This window comes from Streptomyces sp. NPDC005483 (assembly GCF_040606035.1).
Taxonomy (GTDB): domain Bacteria; phylum Actinomycetota; class Actinomycetes; order Streptomycetales; family Streptomycetaceae; genus Streptomyces.
In genome coordinates this window covers 101299-116442 of the sequence record NZ_JBEXEA010000028.1, presented here as the reverse complement: position 1 = coordinate 116442, position 15144 = coordinate 101299, and the positions used below count along the sequence as shown (strand labels likewise).

The 15144-nt window shown below is 69.7% G+C and carries 14 protein-coding genes; 13 read left to right on the top strand and 1 reads right to left on the bottom strand.

What is annotated here, in order from left to right; genetic code table 11:
- Positions 1-64: 64 nt before the first annotated feature.
- Positions 65-565, bottom strand: coding sequence for a transcriptional regulator BldD (bldD, locus tag ABZT06_RS38090; protein ID WP_003956405.1), 501 nt, complete (start codon positions 563-565; stop codon positions 65-67).
- A gap of 253 nt (positions 566-818) precedes the next feature.
- Between bldD and pyrR the strand changes: the two genes are divergently transcribed.
- From pyrR to metK, 13 genes are all read left to right on the top strand, one after another.
- The gene (pyrR, locus tag ABZT06_RS38085) at positions 819-1391 is read left to right on the top strand and encodes a bifunctional pyr operon transcriptional regulator/uracil phosphoribosyltransferase PyrR (protein ID WP_355751831.1); all 573 of its coding nucleotides are present in this window, start codon (positions 819-821) and stop codon (positions 1389-1391) included.
- A gap of 85 nt (positions 1392-1476) precedes the next feature.
- Positions 1477-2454, top strand: a complete 978-nt coding sequence (locus tag ABZT06_RS38080) for an aspartate carbamoyltransferase catalytic subunit (protein WP_355751829.1) — start codon at positions 1477-1479, stop codon at positions 2452-2454.
- Between the two features lie 5 nt (positions 2455-2459).
- Positions 2460-3746 (top strand): dihydroorotase, encoded by a 1287-nt coding sequence (locus tag ABZT06_RS38075; RefSeq protein WP_355751827.1) that lies wholly within the window; start codon positions 2460-2462, stop codon positions 3744-3746.
- Positions 3743-4321, top strand: a complete 579-nt coding sequence (locus ABZT06_RS38070) for a hypothetical protein (RefSeq protein ID WP_355751825.1) — start codon at positions 3743-3745, stop codon at positions 4319-4321. Before ABZT06_RS38075 ends, ABZT06_RS38070 begins: the two co-directional genes overlap by 4 nt.
- A complete protein-coding gene (carA, locus tag ABZT06_RS38065) occupies positions 4318-5460 on the top strand; it encodes a glutamine-hydrolyzing carbamoyl-phosphate synthase small subunit (RefSeq protein WP_355751823.1) in 1143 nt (380 codons plus the stop codon). The genes ABZT06_RS38070 and carA overlap by 4 nt, the downstream gene beginning before the upstream one ends.
- Positions 5453-8761 carry a carbamoyl-phosphate synthase large subunit gene (gene carB, locus ABZT06_RS38060; RefSeq protein ID WP_355751821.1) on the top strand — a complete coding sequence of 1103 codons (3309 nt, stop codon included), beginning with the start codon at positions 5453-5455 and terminating at the stop codon, positions 8759-8761. Before carA ends, carB begins: the two co-directional genes overlap by 8 nt.
- A 51-nt stretch (positions 8762-8812) precedes the next feature.
- Positions 8813-9922 (top strand): quinone-dependent dihydroorotate dehydrogenase, encoded by a 1110-nt coding sequence (locus ABZT06_RS38055; RefSeq protein ID WP_355751819.1) that lies wholly within the window; start codon positions 8813-8815, stop codon positions 9920-9922.
- Positions 9919-10758, top strand: a complete 840-nt coding sequence (gene pyrF / locus ABZT06_RS38050) for an orotidine-5'-phosphate decarboxylase (RefSeq protein ID WP_355751817.1) — start codon at positions 9919-9921, stop codon at positions 10756-10758. Before ABZT06_RS38055 ends, pyrF begins: the two co-directional genes overlap by 4 nt.
- Before the next feature lie 324 nt (positions 10759-11082).
- The gene (locus ABZT06_RS38045; RefSeq protein WP_003977346.1) at positions 11083-11406 is read left to right on the top strand and encodes an integration host factor; all 324 of its coding nucleotides are present in this window, start codon (positions 11083-11085) and stop codon (positions 11404-11406) included.
- A 59-nt stretch (positions 11407-11465) separates the two neighbouring features.
- Complete coding sequence (gene gmk / locus ABZT06_RS38040; protein WP_355751815.1) at positions 11466-12059, top strand: guanylate kinase; 594 nt, start codon at positions 11466-11468, stop codon at positions 12057-12059.
- Positions 12060-12124: 65 nt separating this feature from the next.
- On the top strand, positions 12125-12397 hold the full coding sequence (rpoZ, locus tag ABZT06_RS38035) for a DNA-directed RNA polymerase subunit omega (RefSeq protein WP_003988945.1): 273 nt from the start codon (positions 12125-12127) through the stop codon (positions 12395-12397).
- A gap of 94 nt (positions 12398-12491) precedes the next feature.
- Positions 12492-13694: a bifunctional phosphopantothenoylcysteine decarboxylase/phosphopantothenate--cysteine ligase CoaBC gene (gene coaBC, locus ABZT06_RS38030; protein WP_355751813.1), complete on the top strand. Its 1203-nt coding sequence runs from the start codon at positions 12492-12494 to the stop codon at positions 13692-13694.
- A 240-nt stretch (positions 13695-13934) separates the two neighbouring features.
- The gene (metK, locus tag ABZT06_RS38025) at positions 13935-15143 is read left to right on the top strand and encodes a methionine adenosyltransferase (protein WP_355751811.1); all 1209 of its coding nucleotides are present in this window, start codon (positions 13935-13937) and stop codon (positions 15141-15143) included.
- Position 15144: the final 1 nt, after the last annotated feature.

The following is a 15144-nucleotide window of genomic DNA, read 5'->3' as shown; positions in this document are numbered from 1 at the left end:
GGTGGCCGGAACCGTGAAGTTCCGGCCACCCCGGCGGCACGTTTCTGCTGAGGCTGGGAGCGGCTCAGCTCTCCTCGTGGGACACCGCGCGACGCGCGTCCGCGTCCAGTACGCCCCAGCTGATCAGCTGCTCGGTGAGGACCGAGGGCGACTGGTCGTAGATGACGGCGAGTGTGCGCAGGTCGTCCTGGCGGATCGAGAGCACCTTGCCGTTGTAGTCACCGCGCTGCGACTGGATCGTGGCGGCGTAGCGCTGGAGGGGGCCCGCCTTCTCGGCCGGGACGTGGGCCAGCCGCTCCAGGTCCAGGACCAGCTTCGGCGGGGGCTCGGCGGCCCCGCCCGGAGTGGTGCCGGGCAGCAGCTCCTGCACCGGAACGCCGTAGAAATCCGCCAACTCGGCAAGACGCTGCACGGTCACCGCGCGGTCGCCGCGCTCGTACGAACCGACCACGACCGCCTTCCAGCGTCCCTGGGACTTCTCCTCGACACCGTGGAGGGAAAGGCCCTGCTGGGTGCGGATGGCCCGGAGCTTGGCCCCGAGCTGTTTGGCGTATTCGCTGGACATATAGCTCCCCGGACACTGGATCGACGCGGCCGCAGTGGTTTCGAGCCGCGCGTCTGGTAACTCACTGTGAGGTTACGCAGCGTGACTCTTGCGCGTCAAGCCGAATGGTCCACACCGGCTCTTCCGTGAGGGTGGTGGCTGATTGAGCCAAGGGGGTGATCGGGGGCCTCGTTCGGGCCTGCTACCGTGGATGGCGCAAATCCGACGTCCTTTAAGGTCCGTCCCGTGAGGCGGAGAAGGAGGTCCGTTTCGTATGGACAAGCAGGACACTTCCGACATCCAGGCGTCCGATGCCCGGCCCGTTCTCGAAGGCCCCGACATCGCGCGTGTGCTGACCCGTATCGCCCACGAGATCGTCGAACGCGCCAAGGGCGCCGACGACGTGGTGCTCCTCGGCATCCCCACCCGAGGCGTCTTCCTCGCCCAGCGGCTCGCCGTGAAGCTGGAGGAGATCACCGACCGCAGGATTCCGGTCGGTTCGCTCGACATCACCATGTACCGCGACGATCTGCGCATGCATCCGCCGCGAGCGCTGGCCCGTACCGAGATCCCCGGTGACGGCATCGACGGCCGGCTGGTCGTCCTCGTCGACGACGTGCTCTTCTCCGGGCGTACCATCCGCGCCGCCCTGGACGCACTGAACGACATCGGGCGCCCCCGCGCGGTGCAGCTCGCGGTCCTCGTCGACAGAGGCCACCGCGAACTGCCCATCCGCGCCGACTACGTCGGCAAGAACCTCCCCACGTCGTTGCGGGAGACGGTCAAGGTCCAGCTCGTCGAGGAGGACGGTCGCGACACCGTGCTGCTCGGCGTGAAGCAGACCTAGCAGCAGGTGCGCGGGGGCACTTTTCGGTGCGCCCTCACCTGCCCGGATCCTCCCGATACCTGAACTGCCTTACGGAGCCTGACAGATGCAGCGTCATCTCATCTCGGCCGCCGACCTCACCCGCGACGACGCCGTCCTCCTCCTCGACACCGCCGAGGAGATGGCCCGGGTCGCCGACCGGCCGATCAAGAAGCTGCCGACCCTGCGCGGCCGCACGATCGTCAACCTCTTCTTCGAGGACTCCACGCGTACGCGTATCTCCTTCGAGGCCGCCGAGAAGCGTCTCTCGGCGGACGTCATCAACTTCACCGCCAAGGGCTCCAGCGTGTCCAAGGGCGAGTCCCTCAAGGACACCGCCCAGACGCTGGAGGCCATGGGCGTCGACGCCGTCGTCATCCGCCACGGTGCCTCCGGAGCGCCGTACCGCCTCGCCAACTCCGGCTGGATCGACGCGGCCGTCATCAACGCCGGCGACGGCACCCACCAGCACCCCACCCAGGCCCTGCTGGACGCGTTCACCATGCGCCGCAGGCTCGTCGGACGGGACGCCGGGATCGGCCAGGACCTCGCCGGCAAGCGCATCACGATCGTCGGGGACGTCCTGCACAGCCGTGTCGCCCGCTCCAACGTCGACCTGCTGCACACCCTCGGCGCCGAGGTCACCCTCGTCGCCCCGCCCACCCTGGTGCCGGTCGGCGTGGAGACCTGGCCGTGCGAGGTGTCGTACGACCTGGACAGCACGCTCGCCAAGTCCGACGCGGTGATGATGCTGCGTGTCCAGCGCGAGCGCATGAACGCCGCGTTCTTCCCGACCGAGCGCGAGTACTCGCGGCGCTACGGCCTCGACGGTGACCGCATGGCGCGGATGCCGGAGCACGCCATCGTGATGCACCCCGGCCCGATGGTCCGCGGCATGGAGATCACCGCCGAGGTCGCCGACTCCGACCGCTGCACCGTCGTCGAGCAGGTCGCAAACGGAGTCTCCATCCGGATGGCCGTTCTGTACCTGCTGCTCGGTGGAAACGAGCCTGCCGTCAGCCACACCCGTGTCGAGGAGAAGTAAGTCACATGAGCAAGATCCTGATCCGTGGTGCGAAGGTCCTCGGCGGCGAGCCGCAGGACGTGCTGATCGACGGTTCTGTCATCGAGGCGGTCGGTACGGGGCTGCCCGCCGAGGGCGCCGAGGTCGTCGAGGCGGCCGGCAAGGTGCTCCTGCCTGGCCTCGTCGACCTGCACACCCATCTGCGTGAGCCCGGCCGTGAGGACTCCGAGACCGTGCTGACCGGCACGCGCGCGGCGGCCTCCGGCGGCTACACGGCCGTGTTCGCCATGGCCAACACCTTCCCGGTCGCCGACACCGCCGGTGTGGTCGAGCAGGTCTACCGGCTGGGCCAGGAGCACGGCTACTGCGACGTGCAGCCCATCGGCGCCGTCACCGTCGGCCTGGAGGGGCGCAAGCTCGCCGAACTGGGCGCCATGCACGAGTCGGCGGCCGGTGTGACCGTCTTCTCCGACGACGGCAAGTGCGTCGACGACGCCGTGATCATGCGGCGCGCGCTGGAGTACGTGAAGGCCTTCGGCGGGGTCGTCGCCCAGCACGCGCAGGAGCCGCGGCTGACCGAGGGCGCCCAGATGAACGAGGGCATCGTCTCCGCCGAGCTGGGGCTCGGTGGCTGGCCCGCGGTGGCCGAGGAGTCGATCATCGCCCGGGACGTCCTGCTCGCCGAGCACGTCGGCTCCCGCGTGCACATCTGCCACCTGTCGACCGCCGGGTCCGTCGAGATCGTGCGCTGGGCCAAGTCCCGCGGTATCGACGTCACCGCCGAGGTCACCCCGCACCACCTGCTCCTCACCGACGAGCTGGTACGGACGTACAACCCGGTCTACAAGGTGAACCCGCCGCTGCGCACCGAGCGCGACGTGCTCGCCCTGCGCGAGGCCCTGGCCGACGGCACCATCGACATCGTCGCCACCGACCACGCCCCGCACCCGCACGAGGACAAGGACTGCGAGTGGGCCGCCGCCGCCATGGGCATGGTCGGCCTGGAGACCGCGTTGTCAGTGGTGCAGGAGACCATGGTGGACACCGGGCTCCTCGACTGGGCAGGGGTCGCCGAGCGCATGTCCGTCACGCCCGCCCGCATCGGGCAGGCCACGGGGCACGGCCGTCCCGTCTCGGCTGGTGAGCCCGCCAACCTCACGCTGGTCGACACGGCATACCGTGGGTCGGTGGACCCCGCGGGCTTCGCCTCGCGCAGCCGCAACACTCCGTACGAGGGGCGTGAGCTGCCGGGCCGCGTCACGCACACGTGGCTCCGGGGCAAGGCCACGCTCGTCGACGGGAAGCTCACGTGACATCTGAAATCCTGCTGGCCGCCGGTCTCGCAGCCGAGAGGAAGTCGGCCGAGGTCACCGACTGGGCCGCCCGCATCGGCTGGCTCGTCGGTCTCGCCCTCTTCGTCGCGCTCGTCTACTGGCTGATGCGCGAGGGCTGGAAGTGGCGCGGCACGCTCCAGGGAGACCTGCCCGAGCTGCCCACCGCGCCGGAAGACCCCGGCCCGGTGAGACTGAGCATGAGCGGCCGGTACCACGGCTCCACCACCGCCGGGCAGTGGCTCGACCGGATCGTGGCGCATGGCCTCGGCACCCGCAGCCGGGTCGAGCTCACGCTGACGGATGCGGGACTGGACGTCGTCCGCCCCGGCGCGACCGACTTCTTCATCCCGCGCGAGGCCCTGCGGGAGGCCGTGCTCGGCAAGGGCATCGCCGGCAAGGTCCTGACCGAGGGCGGGCTGCTCCTGGTGACCTGGGCGCACGGCGAGCGGCTGATCGACTCGGGGTTCCGCTCGGACCACGCGGCCGAGCACACCGACTGGGTCGACACCATTAACTCCATGATCAACAAGACGGAAACGGAAGGCGCACGATGACGACCTCCACAAGGGGGGCCTCGAAGGTCCCCGCGGTACTCGTCCTGGAGGACGGCCGGGTCTTCCGCGGCCGTTCCTACGGGGCCGTGGGGGAGACCTTCGGCGAGGCCGTGTTCTCCACCGGCATGACCGGCTACCAGGAGACCCTGACCGACCCCTCGTACGCCCGGCAGATCGTCGTCGCGACCGCCCCGCAGATCGGCAACACCGGCTGGAACGACGAGGACGACGAGTCCCGCCGCATCTGGGTCTCCGGGTACGTCGTGCGCGACCCCGCGCGCGTGCCGTCCAACTGGCGGGCCAAGCGCTCCCTGGACGACGAGCTGGTCGCGCAGGGCGTCGTCGGGATCTCCGGCATCGACACCCGCGCCCTCACCCGCCACCTGCGCGAGCGCGGCTCCATGCGCTCCGGGATCTTCTCCGGCGAGGCGATCGCCGCCGAGTCCGAGCTCGTCGCGCGGGTGCAGGCCCAGCCGCACATGAAGGGCGCCTCGCTGTACGAGGAGGTCGCCACCGAGGAGACGTACGTCGTCCCCGCGGTCGGCGAGAAGAGGTTCACCGTCGCCGCGATCGACCTCGGCATCAAGGGCATGACCCCGCACCGCATGGCCGAGCGGGGCATCGAGGTGCACGTGCTGCCGGCCACGGCCACCGCGGAGGAGGTCTACGCCGTCGGCCCCGACGGGGTCTTCTTCTCCAACGGGCCCGGTGACCCGGCCACCGCCGACGGCCCGGTCGCGCTCATGACCGCCGTCCTGGAGCGCAGGACGCCGCTGTTCGGCATCTGCTTCGGCAACCAGATCCTCGGCCGGGCCCTCGGCTTCGGCACCTACAAGCTGAAGTACGGCCACCGGGGCATCAACCAGCCCGTGCAGGACCGTACGACCGGCAAGGTCGAGGTCACCGCGCACAACCACGGATTCGCCGTGGACGCGCCGCTCGACAAGGTCAGCGAGACCAAGTTCGGCCGTGCCGAGGTCTCCCACGTCTGCCTGAACGACGACGTCGTGGAGGGGCTCCAGCTGCTCGACCAGCCGGCCTTCTCCGTGCAGTACCACCCCGAAGCGGCAGCGGGCCCGCACGACGCCGCCTACCTGTTCGACCGCTTCGTATCACTGATGGAGGGCCAGCGTGCCTAAGCGCACCGATATCCAGTCCGTCCTGGTCATCGGCTCCGGCCCGATCGTCATCGGCCAGGCCGCCGAGTTCGACTACTCCGGCACCCAGGCGTGCCGCGTGCTCAAGGCCGAGGGCCTGCGCGTCATCCTCGTCAACTCCAACCCGGCGACGATCATGACCGACCCGGAGATCGCCGACGCCACCTACGTCGAGCCGATCACCCCGGAGTTCGTCGAGAAGATCATCGCCAAGGAGCGCCCCGACGCCCTGCTGCCCACCCTGGGCGGCCAGACGGCCCTCAACACCGCGATCTCGCTGCACGGGGCCGGCACCCTCGACAAGTACGGCGTCGAGCTGATCGGCGCCAACGTCGAGGCGATCAACAAGGGCGAGGACCGCGACCTGTTCAAGGACGTCGTGGAGGAGGTCCGCAAGAAGATCGGGCACGGCGAGTCCGCCCGCTCGGTCATCTGCCACTCCATGGACGACGTCCTCAAGGGCGTCGACACGCTCGGCGGCTACCCGGTCGTCGTCCGCCCGTCCTTCACGATGGGCGGCGCCGGCTCCGGCTTCGCGCACGACGAGGAGGAGCTGCGCCGCATCGCCGGCCAGGGCCTGACCCTCTCGCCGACCACCGAGGTGCTCCTGGAGGAGTCCATCCTCGGCTGGAAGGAGTACGAACTGGAGCTGATGCGCGACAAGAACGACAACGTCGTGGTCGTCTGCTCCATCGAGAACTTCGACCCCATGGGCGTGCACACCGGCGACTCGATCACCGTCGCGCCCGCCATGACGCTCACCGACCGCGAGTACCAGGTACTGCGCGACGTCGGCATCGCGATCATCCGCGAGGTCGGCGTCGACACGGGCGGCTGCAACATCCAGTTCGCGGTGGACCCCGAGGACGGCCGCGTGATCGTCATCGAGATGAACCCGCGCGTGTCGCGGTCGTCGGCGCTCGCCTCCAAGGCGACCGGCTTCCCGATCGCCAAGATCGCCGCGAAGCTCGCCGTCGGCTACACGCTCGACGAGATCCCCAACGACATCACCGAGCAGACCCCGGCCTCCTTCGAGCCGACCCTCGACTACGTGGTCGTCAAGGCCCCCCGGTTCGCCTTCGAGAAGTTCCCGTCCGCCGACTCCACGCTGACGACCACCATGAAGTCCGTCGGCGAGGCCATGGCGATCGGCCGCAACTTCACCGAGGCCTTCCAGAAGGCGCTGCGCTCGCTGGAGAAGAAGGGCAGCCAGTTCACCTTCGTGGGCGACCCCGGCGACAAGGCGGCCCTCCTGGAGGAGTCCGTACGGCCCACCGACGGCCGTATCAACACCGTCATGCAGGCCATCCGCGCGGGCGCCACGCCCGAGGAGGTCTTCGCGTACACGAAGATCGACCCCTGGTTCGTCGACCAGCTCTTCCTGATCAAGGAGGTCGCGGACGAGCTGGCCTCCGCTGAGCGTCTGGACGCCGATCTCCTCGCCGAGGCCAAGCGGCACGGCTTCTCCGACCAGCAGATCGGCGAGATCCGCGGCCTGCGCGAGGACGTGGTGCGCGAGGTGCGGCACGCGCTCGGCGTACGCCCGGTCTACAAGACCGTCGACACCTGCGCGGCCGAGTTCGCCGCGAAGACGCCGTACTTCTACTCCTCCTACGACGAGGAGAGCGAGGTCGCCCCGCGCGAGAAGCCCGCGGTGATCATCCTGGGCTCGGGTCCGAACCGCATCGGCCAGGGCATCGAGTTCGACTACTCCTGCGTGCACGCGTCCTTCGCGCTGTCGGACGCCGGGTACGAGACGGTGATGGTCAACTGCAACCCGGAGACCGTCTCCACCGACTACGACACCTCCGACCGGCTGTACTTCGAGCCGCTCACCCTGGAGGACGTCCTGGAGATCGTCCACGCGGAGCAGCAGGCAGGGCCGGTCGCGGGCGTCATCGTGCAGCTCGGCGGCCAGACCCCGCTGGGCCTGGCGCAGGCGCTCAAGGACAACGGCGTGCCGGTCGTGGGCACCTCACCCGAGGCGATCCACGCCGCCGAGGACCGCGGCGCCTTCGGCCGGGTCCTCGCCGAGGCGGGCCTCCCGGCCCCCAAGCACGGCACCGCCACCACCTTCGCGGGCGCCAAGGCCATCGCGGACGAGATCGGCTACCCGGTCCTCGTACGGCCCTCCTACGTCCTCGGCGGCCGCGGCATGGAGATCGTCTACGACGAGACCCGCCTGGAGTCCTACATCGCCGAGTCGACCGAGATCAGCCCCTCGCGGCCGGTCCTGGTCGACCGGTTCCTGGACGACGCGATCGAGATCGACGTCGACGCCCTCTACGACGGCCAGGAGCTCTACCTGGGCGGCGTCATGGAGCACATCGAGGAGGCCGGTATCCACTCCGGCGACTCGGCGTGCGCGCTGCCGCCGATCACCCTGGGCGGCTTCGACATCAAGCGCCTGCGGGCCTCCACGGAGGCCATCGCGCGCGGGGTGGGCGTCCGGGGCCTGATCAACATCCAGTTCGCGATGGCCGGCGACATCCTCTACGTCCTGGAGGCCAACCCGCGCGCGTCCCGCACCGTCCCCTTCACCTCGAAGGCGACCGCGGTGCCGCTCGCCAAGGCCGCCGCCCGGATCTCGCTGGGCGCGACCGTCTCCGAACTGCGCGCCGAGGGCCTGCTCCCGGCCAACGGCGACGGCGGCGAGCTCCCGCTGGACGCGCCGATCTCCGTCAAGGAGGCCGTCATGCCGTGGTCGCGCTTCCGCGACATCCACGGCCGTGGCGTCGACACGGTCCTCGGCCCGGAGATGCGCTCCACCGGCGAGGTCATGGGCATCGACTCCGTCTTCGGCACGGCGTACGCCAAGTCGCAGGCGGGTGCCTACGGCCCGCTGCCGACCAAGGGGCGCGCCTTCATCTCGGTCGCCAACCGCGACAAGCGCTCGATGATCTTCCCGGCGCGCGAGCTGGTCGCCCACGGCTTCGAGCTGCTCGCCACCTCCGGCACCGCCGAGGTCCTCAAGCGCAACGGCATCAACGCCACCGTCGTGCGCAAGCAGTCCGAGGGCACCGGCCCGAACGGCGAGAAGACCATCGTCCAGCTCATCCACGACGGCGAGGTCGACCTGATCGTCAACACCCCGTACGGCACCGGCGGCCGCCTCGACGGCTACGAGATCCGTACGGCGGCCGTGGCGCGGTCGGTCCCGTGTCTGACGACGGTCCAGGCGCTCGCCGCAGCCGTCCAGGGCATCGACGCCCTCAACCACGGCGACGTGGGCGTCCGTTCGCTCCAGGAACACGCGCAGCATCTGACCGCGGCCCGCGACTAGCAGCCCTGAGGGGGACACCGGAAACGGTGTCCCCCTCTTCGTGAGGACACCATGTACAAGATCTTCTTCAATCTCGTCTTCAAGCACATGGACCCCGAGAAGGCCCATCACCTCGCCTTCCGCTGGATCCGGCTCGCGGTCCGCGTCCCCGTGCTGCGCACCTTCGTCGCGGCCGCCCTCGCGCCCCGCCACAAGGAACTGCGCACCGAGGCCTTCGGGCTGCGCATGCACGGCCCCTTCGGGCTCGCCGCGGGCTTCGACAAGAACGCGGTCGCGATCGACGGCATGGCGATGCTGGGCTTCGACCACATCGAGATCGGCACGGTGACGGGGGAGGCCCAGCCGGGCAACCCCAGGAAGCGGCTGTTCCGCCTCGTGCAGGACCGCGCGCTCATCAACCGCATGGGCTTCAACAACGAGGGGTCACTGGCCGTCGCGGCCCGTCTGGCGTCCCGCGAGCCGGTCTTCAAGACCGTCGTGGGCGTCAACATCGGCAAGACCAAGGTCGTCCCCGAGGCCGAGGCGATCGGCGACTACGTGAAGTCGGCGGAGCGCCTCGCGCCCTTCGCCGACTACCTGGTCGTGAACGTGTCGTCGCCCAATACACCCGGCCTGCGCAACCTTCAGGCCACCGAGGCGCTGCGACCGCTTTTGACCGCCGTCCGGGAGGCCGCCGACCGGATCGTCGCGCACCGCCGTGTCCCGCTCCTGGTGAAGATCGCGCCCGACCTCGCCGACGAGGACGTCGACGCGGTCGCCGACCTGGCCGTCGAGCTCGACCTGGACGGCATCATCGCCACCAACACCACCATCGCGCGCGAGGGACTCGGTCTGGCCTCCGGACCCGCCCTGGTGAAGGAGACGGGGGGCCTCTCCGGAGCCCCCCTCAAGGAGCGCTCCCTGGAGGTCCTCAGGCGTCTGTACGCGCGTGTGGGCGACCGGATCACCCTGGTGGGCGTCGGGGGCGTCGAGGACGCCGAGGACGCCTGGCAGCGCATCCTGGCCGGTGCCACGCTGGTCCAGGGCTACAGCGCCTTCGTCTACGAGGGGCCCTTCTGGGCCCGCACCATCCACAAGGGCCTCGCCGCGCGCCTGCGCACGAGCCCCCACGCCACCCTCGCCGACGCGGTCGGCGCCGACGTGAGGAACATCACCGTATGACCGAGCCCTTCGGAGCCCGTCTGCGTCGCGCCATGGACGAGCGCGGCCCGCTGTGCGTGGGGATCGACCCGCACGCCTCGCTGCTCACCGAGTGGGGCCTGAACGACGACGTGGCCGGTCTGGAGCGGTTCAGCCGCACGGTCGTCGAGGCGCTGTCCGACCGGGTCGCCGTGTTCAAGCCCCAGAGCGCGTTCTTCGAGCGCTTCGGCTCCCGAGGTGTCGCCGTCCTGGAGAAGACCGTCCAGGAGGCCCGCGCGGCCGGTGCGCTGGTCCTCATGGACGCCAAGCGCGGTGACATCGGCTCGACCATGGCCGCGTACGCCGAGGCCTTCCTGCGCAAGGACTCCCCGCTGTTCTCGGACGCGCTGACCGTGTCCCCGTACCTCGGCTACGGCTCGCTCTCGCCGGCGATCGCGCTGGCGCGCGAGAGCGGCACGGGTCTGTTCGTGCTCGCCCTGACCTCCAACCCGGAGGGCCGCGAGGTCCAGCACGCGGTCCGCGCGGACGGCCGGAACGTCGGCGCGACCATGCTGGCCCACCTGGCCGCCGAGAACACGGGGGAGGAGCCCCTGGGGTCCTTCGGCGCCGTCGTCGGTGCCACGCTGGGCGATCTGTCGTCGTACGACCTGGACATCAACGGCCCGCTCCTCGCGCCCGGTGTCGGCGCTCAGGGGGCCACCCCGGCCGATCTTCCCCGGGTCTTCGGGGCGGCGATCCGCAACGTCGTCCCGAACGTCAGCCGGGGGGTGCTGCGGCACGGTCCCGACGCCGGTGCGCTGCGCGCCTCCGCCGAACGGTTCGCGGACGAGATCCGGTCCGCGCAGCCGACGGGCTGAGGCGGTCGTCGGAGGACCGGATGGAGCCTTCGCGACGGCCGTCGCGGATGTTCGACTCCCCGGTTCGAGTCCTCCGACGTGTGGTCCGAGGCCCGCTTGAGTCTGAATACATCCTCAAATCATGGGCATTATGTCAGAAATGTCCGACCTGGCGCAGGCTGACCAGGACTTTTCCGCTGTTCTCGCTGACTCTGGCGGACTTGCCCGCTAGTCTCCGACGCAGAGTCAACGGGCAAGCGTGTTGCTCGTGGCTCCCCAGGTGTGGGGCGACTAGGTTCCTCACCGGTCCGTATCCGACAGTTCGACATCCGAGGTGACGTAGGCGTGGCTCTTCCGCCCCTTACCCCTGAACAGCGCGCAGCCGCGCTCGAAAAGGCCGCCGCGGCTCGCCGGGAGCGGGCCGAGGTCAAGAATCGACTCAAGCACTCCGGCGCCTCCCTGCACGAGGTCATCAAGCAGGGCCAGGAGAACGACGTCATCGGCAAGATGAAGGTCTCCGCCCTGCTCGAGTCCCTTCCGGGCGTGGGCAAGGTCCGCGCCAAGCAGATCATGGAGCGACTCGGTATCTCCGAGAGCCGTCGTGTACGCGGCCTCGGCTCCAACCAGATCGCTTCGCTGGAGCGTGAGTTCGGCAGCACCGGTTCCTGAACCGGGTCACTCCGGACAGGGAGTCCCGGGCACTCCGGGATTACTGGAATAATCGCTGCATGGCTGCAACATTCCGGGGGACGACCCCCGAGCCCCCGGACGTACGTCCGCGGCTGACCGTGCTCTCCGGCCCCTCAGGGGTCGGCAAGAGCACGGTCGTCGCCCATATGCGCAAGGAACACCCCGAGGTCTGGCTCTCGGTGTCGGCGACGACCCGCAAGCCACGCCCCGGCGAGAAGCACGGCGTCCACTACTTCTTCGTCACCGACGAGGAGATGGACAAGCTGATCGCCAACGGCGAGCTGCTGGAATGGGCGGAGTTCGCCGGCAACCGCTACGGCACGCCGCGTGCGGCCGTGCTGGAGCGGCTGGAGGCGGGCGAGCCCGTCCTCCTGGAGATCGACCTCCAGGGTGCCCGGCAGGTCCGTGAGTCCATGACGGACGCCCAGCTGGTGTTCCTGGCTCCTCCCTCCTGGGAGGAGCTGGTGCGCAGACTCACCGGACGTGGCACCGAGCCGCCCGAGGTGATCGAGCGCCGCCTGGAGGCGGCGAAGATCGAACTGGCGGCAGAACCCGAGTTCGATGTGACCTTGGTCAACACCTCCGTCGAGGACGTGGCTCGCGAGCTGCTAGCCTTGATGGATGTTGTGTGATCGTGCCTGCTCGTTGAGGCCTGATCATTCGCACTGATTCTTTCCCATCCATCGGAAGGTAGAGCGTGTCCTCTTCCATCTCCGCGCCCGAGGGCATCATCAACCCGCCGATCGACGAGCTCCTCGAGGCCACTGACTCGAAGTACAGCCTCGTGATCTACGCGGCCAAGCGGGCCCGCCAGATCAACGCGTACTACTCGCAGCTCGGCGAGGGTCTGCTTGAGTACGTCGGTCCGCTGGTGGACACCCACGTCCACGAGAAGCCGCTCTCGATCGCCCTCCGCGAGATCAACGCGGGTCTGCTGACGTCCGAGGCTGTCGAAGGCCCGGCGCAGTAGTTTTTTCAGCTTGGTTTTCCACAGGCCCGGCAGTCACGCTGCCGGGCCTGTGGTGTGTCATGGGTGTCATACGTTTCCGAGCCGGGGAGAGACGGTGGACAAGCCGAAGGTCGTGCTGGGGGTCAGCGGCGGCATCGCCGCGTACAAGGCCTGCGAGCTGCTGAGAAGGCTCACGGAGTCCGGCCACGACGTCCGCGTCGTCCCCACCGCCTCCGCGCTGCACTTCGTGGGCGCCCCCACCTGGTCCGCCCTCTCCGGCAAGCCGGTCTCGACCGAGGTCTGGGACGACGTCCACGAGGTCCCGCACGTCCGCATCGGGCAGCACGCCGACCTCGTGGTCGTGGCCCCGGCGACGGCCGACATGCTCGCCAAGGCGGCGCACGGCCTGGCGGACGACCTGCTCACCAACACCCTCCTCACGGCCCGCTGCCCGGTCGTCTTCGCGCCGGCCATGCACACCGAGATGTGGGAGCACCCGGCCACCCAGGAGAACGTGGCGACGCTGCGCCGCCGCGGCGCCGTCGTGATCGAACCGGCCGTCGGCCGTCTGACCGGCGTCGACACCGGCAAGGGCCGGCTGCCGGAACCCGCCGAGATCTTCGAGGTCTGCCGCCGCGTGCTGGCCCGCGGTGTCACCGAGCCCGACCTCAAGGGTCGGCACGTCGTCGTCAGCGCCGGCGGCACCCGCGAGCCCCTCGACCCGGTCCGCTTCCTCGGCAACCGCTCCTCCGGCAAGCAGGGGTACGCCCTCGCCCGCACCGCGGCGGCGCGCGGCGCCCGGGTCACGCTGGTCGCGGCGAACACCGGGATGCCGGACCCGGCCGGCGTGGACGTCGTCCCCGTGGGGACCGCCGTACAGCTGCGCGAAGCGGTCCTGAAGGCGGCGGCCGACGCCGACGCGGTCGTCATGGCGGCGGCGGTCGCGGACTTCCGGCCGCAGACGTACGCGGCCGGAAAGATCAAGAAGAAGGACGGTCAGGACCCCGAGCCCATCGTGCTGGTGCGCAATCCGGACATCCTCGCCGAGATCTCGGCCGACCGCGCCCGTCCCGGCCAGGTGATCGTCGGATTCGCCGCCGAGACCGACGACGTGCTGGCCAACGGCCGTACCAAGCTGGAGCGCAAGGGCTGCGACCTCCTCGTCGTCAACGAGGTGGGCGAGCGTAAGACCTTCGGGTCGGAGGAGAACGAGGCGGTCGTGCTGGGCGCCGACGGCAGCGAGACTCCGGTACCGCACGGGCCGAAGGAGTTCCTGGCCGAAACCGTGTGGGACCTGGTGGTGGGGCGCCTGCACTGACGGTCTCATTCGCTTCTCGGTCCTCGAGAACCTCAGCCGCAGAGGTGTGGCGCCCCTGGCCAAGTCCACTCGGAATTGGGCACAATGCCCGTGCCGCAGGTCACAGCACTCCCGATGGGCGAGACAGGGGGGCCGTTGGCCGAGCACGACCGATAAACTGTTCCCGGACGGTGCCGGGCGCAGCCCCCGAGCCCGTCCGCCAATGATCAGCCAGCAGCCGCTGCAACCCCAGGGAGCGTTGTGTCCCGTCGTCTGTTCACCTCGGAGTCCGTGACCGAGGGCCACCCCGACAAGATCGCTGACCAGATCAGTGACACCATCCTCGACGCGCTCCTCAAGGAGGACCCGACCTCTCGGGTCGCCGTCGAGACGCTGATCACCACCGGTCTGGTGCACGTGGCCGGAGAGGTCACCACCAAGACCTACGCGCCGATCGCCCAGCTGGTCCGCGACAAGATCCTCGAGATCGGCTACGACTCCTCCAAGAAGGGCTTCGACGGCGCCTCCTGCGGTGTCTCCGTGTCGATCGGCGCGCAGTCCCCGGACATCGCGCAGGGCGTCGACACGGCGTACGAGAACCGGGTCGAGGGCGACGAGGACGAGCTGGACCGCCAGGGCGCGGGCGACCAGGGTCTGATGTTCGGGTACGCGACGGACGAAACCCCGACCCTGATGCCGCTGCCGATCTTCCTGGCGCACCGCCTCGCCAAGCGCCTGTCCGAGGTCCGCAAGAACGGCACCATCCCCTACCTGCGCCCGGACGGCAAGACGCAGGTCACCATCGAGTACGACGGCGACAAGGCCGTCCGTCTCGACACGGTCGTCGTCTCCTCGCAGCACGCGTCCGACATCGACCTGGAGTCCCTGCTGGCCCCCGACATCCGCGAGTTCGTCGTGGAGCCGGAGCTCAAGGCGCTCCTGGACGAGGGCATCAAGCTGGAGACGGAGAACTACCGTCTCCTGGTCAACCCCACCGGCCGCTTCGAGATCGGCGGCCCGATGGGTGACGCGGGTCTGACCGGCCGCAAGATCATCATCGACACGTACGGCGGCATGGCCCGCCACGGCGGCGGCGCCTTCTCCGGCAAGGACCCGTCCAAGGTGGACCGCTCGGCGGCGTACGCGATGCGCTGGGTCGCCAAGAACGTGGTCGCCGCGGGGCTCGCCTCCCGCTGCGAGGTCCAGGTCGCCTACGCCATCGGCAAGGCCGAGCCCGTGGGCCTGTTCGTCGAGACCTTCGGCACCGCGAAGGTCGACACAGACAAGATCGAGAAGGCGATCGACGAGGTCTTCGACCTCCGCCCGGCCGCCATCATCCGCGACCTCGACCTGCTGCGCCCGATCTACTCCCTGACGGCGGCGTACGGCCACTTCGGCCGTGAGCTCCCGGAGTTCACGTGGGAGAAGACGGACCGCGTGGAGGCGTTGCGGAAGGCTGCGGGCCTGTAGG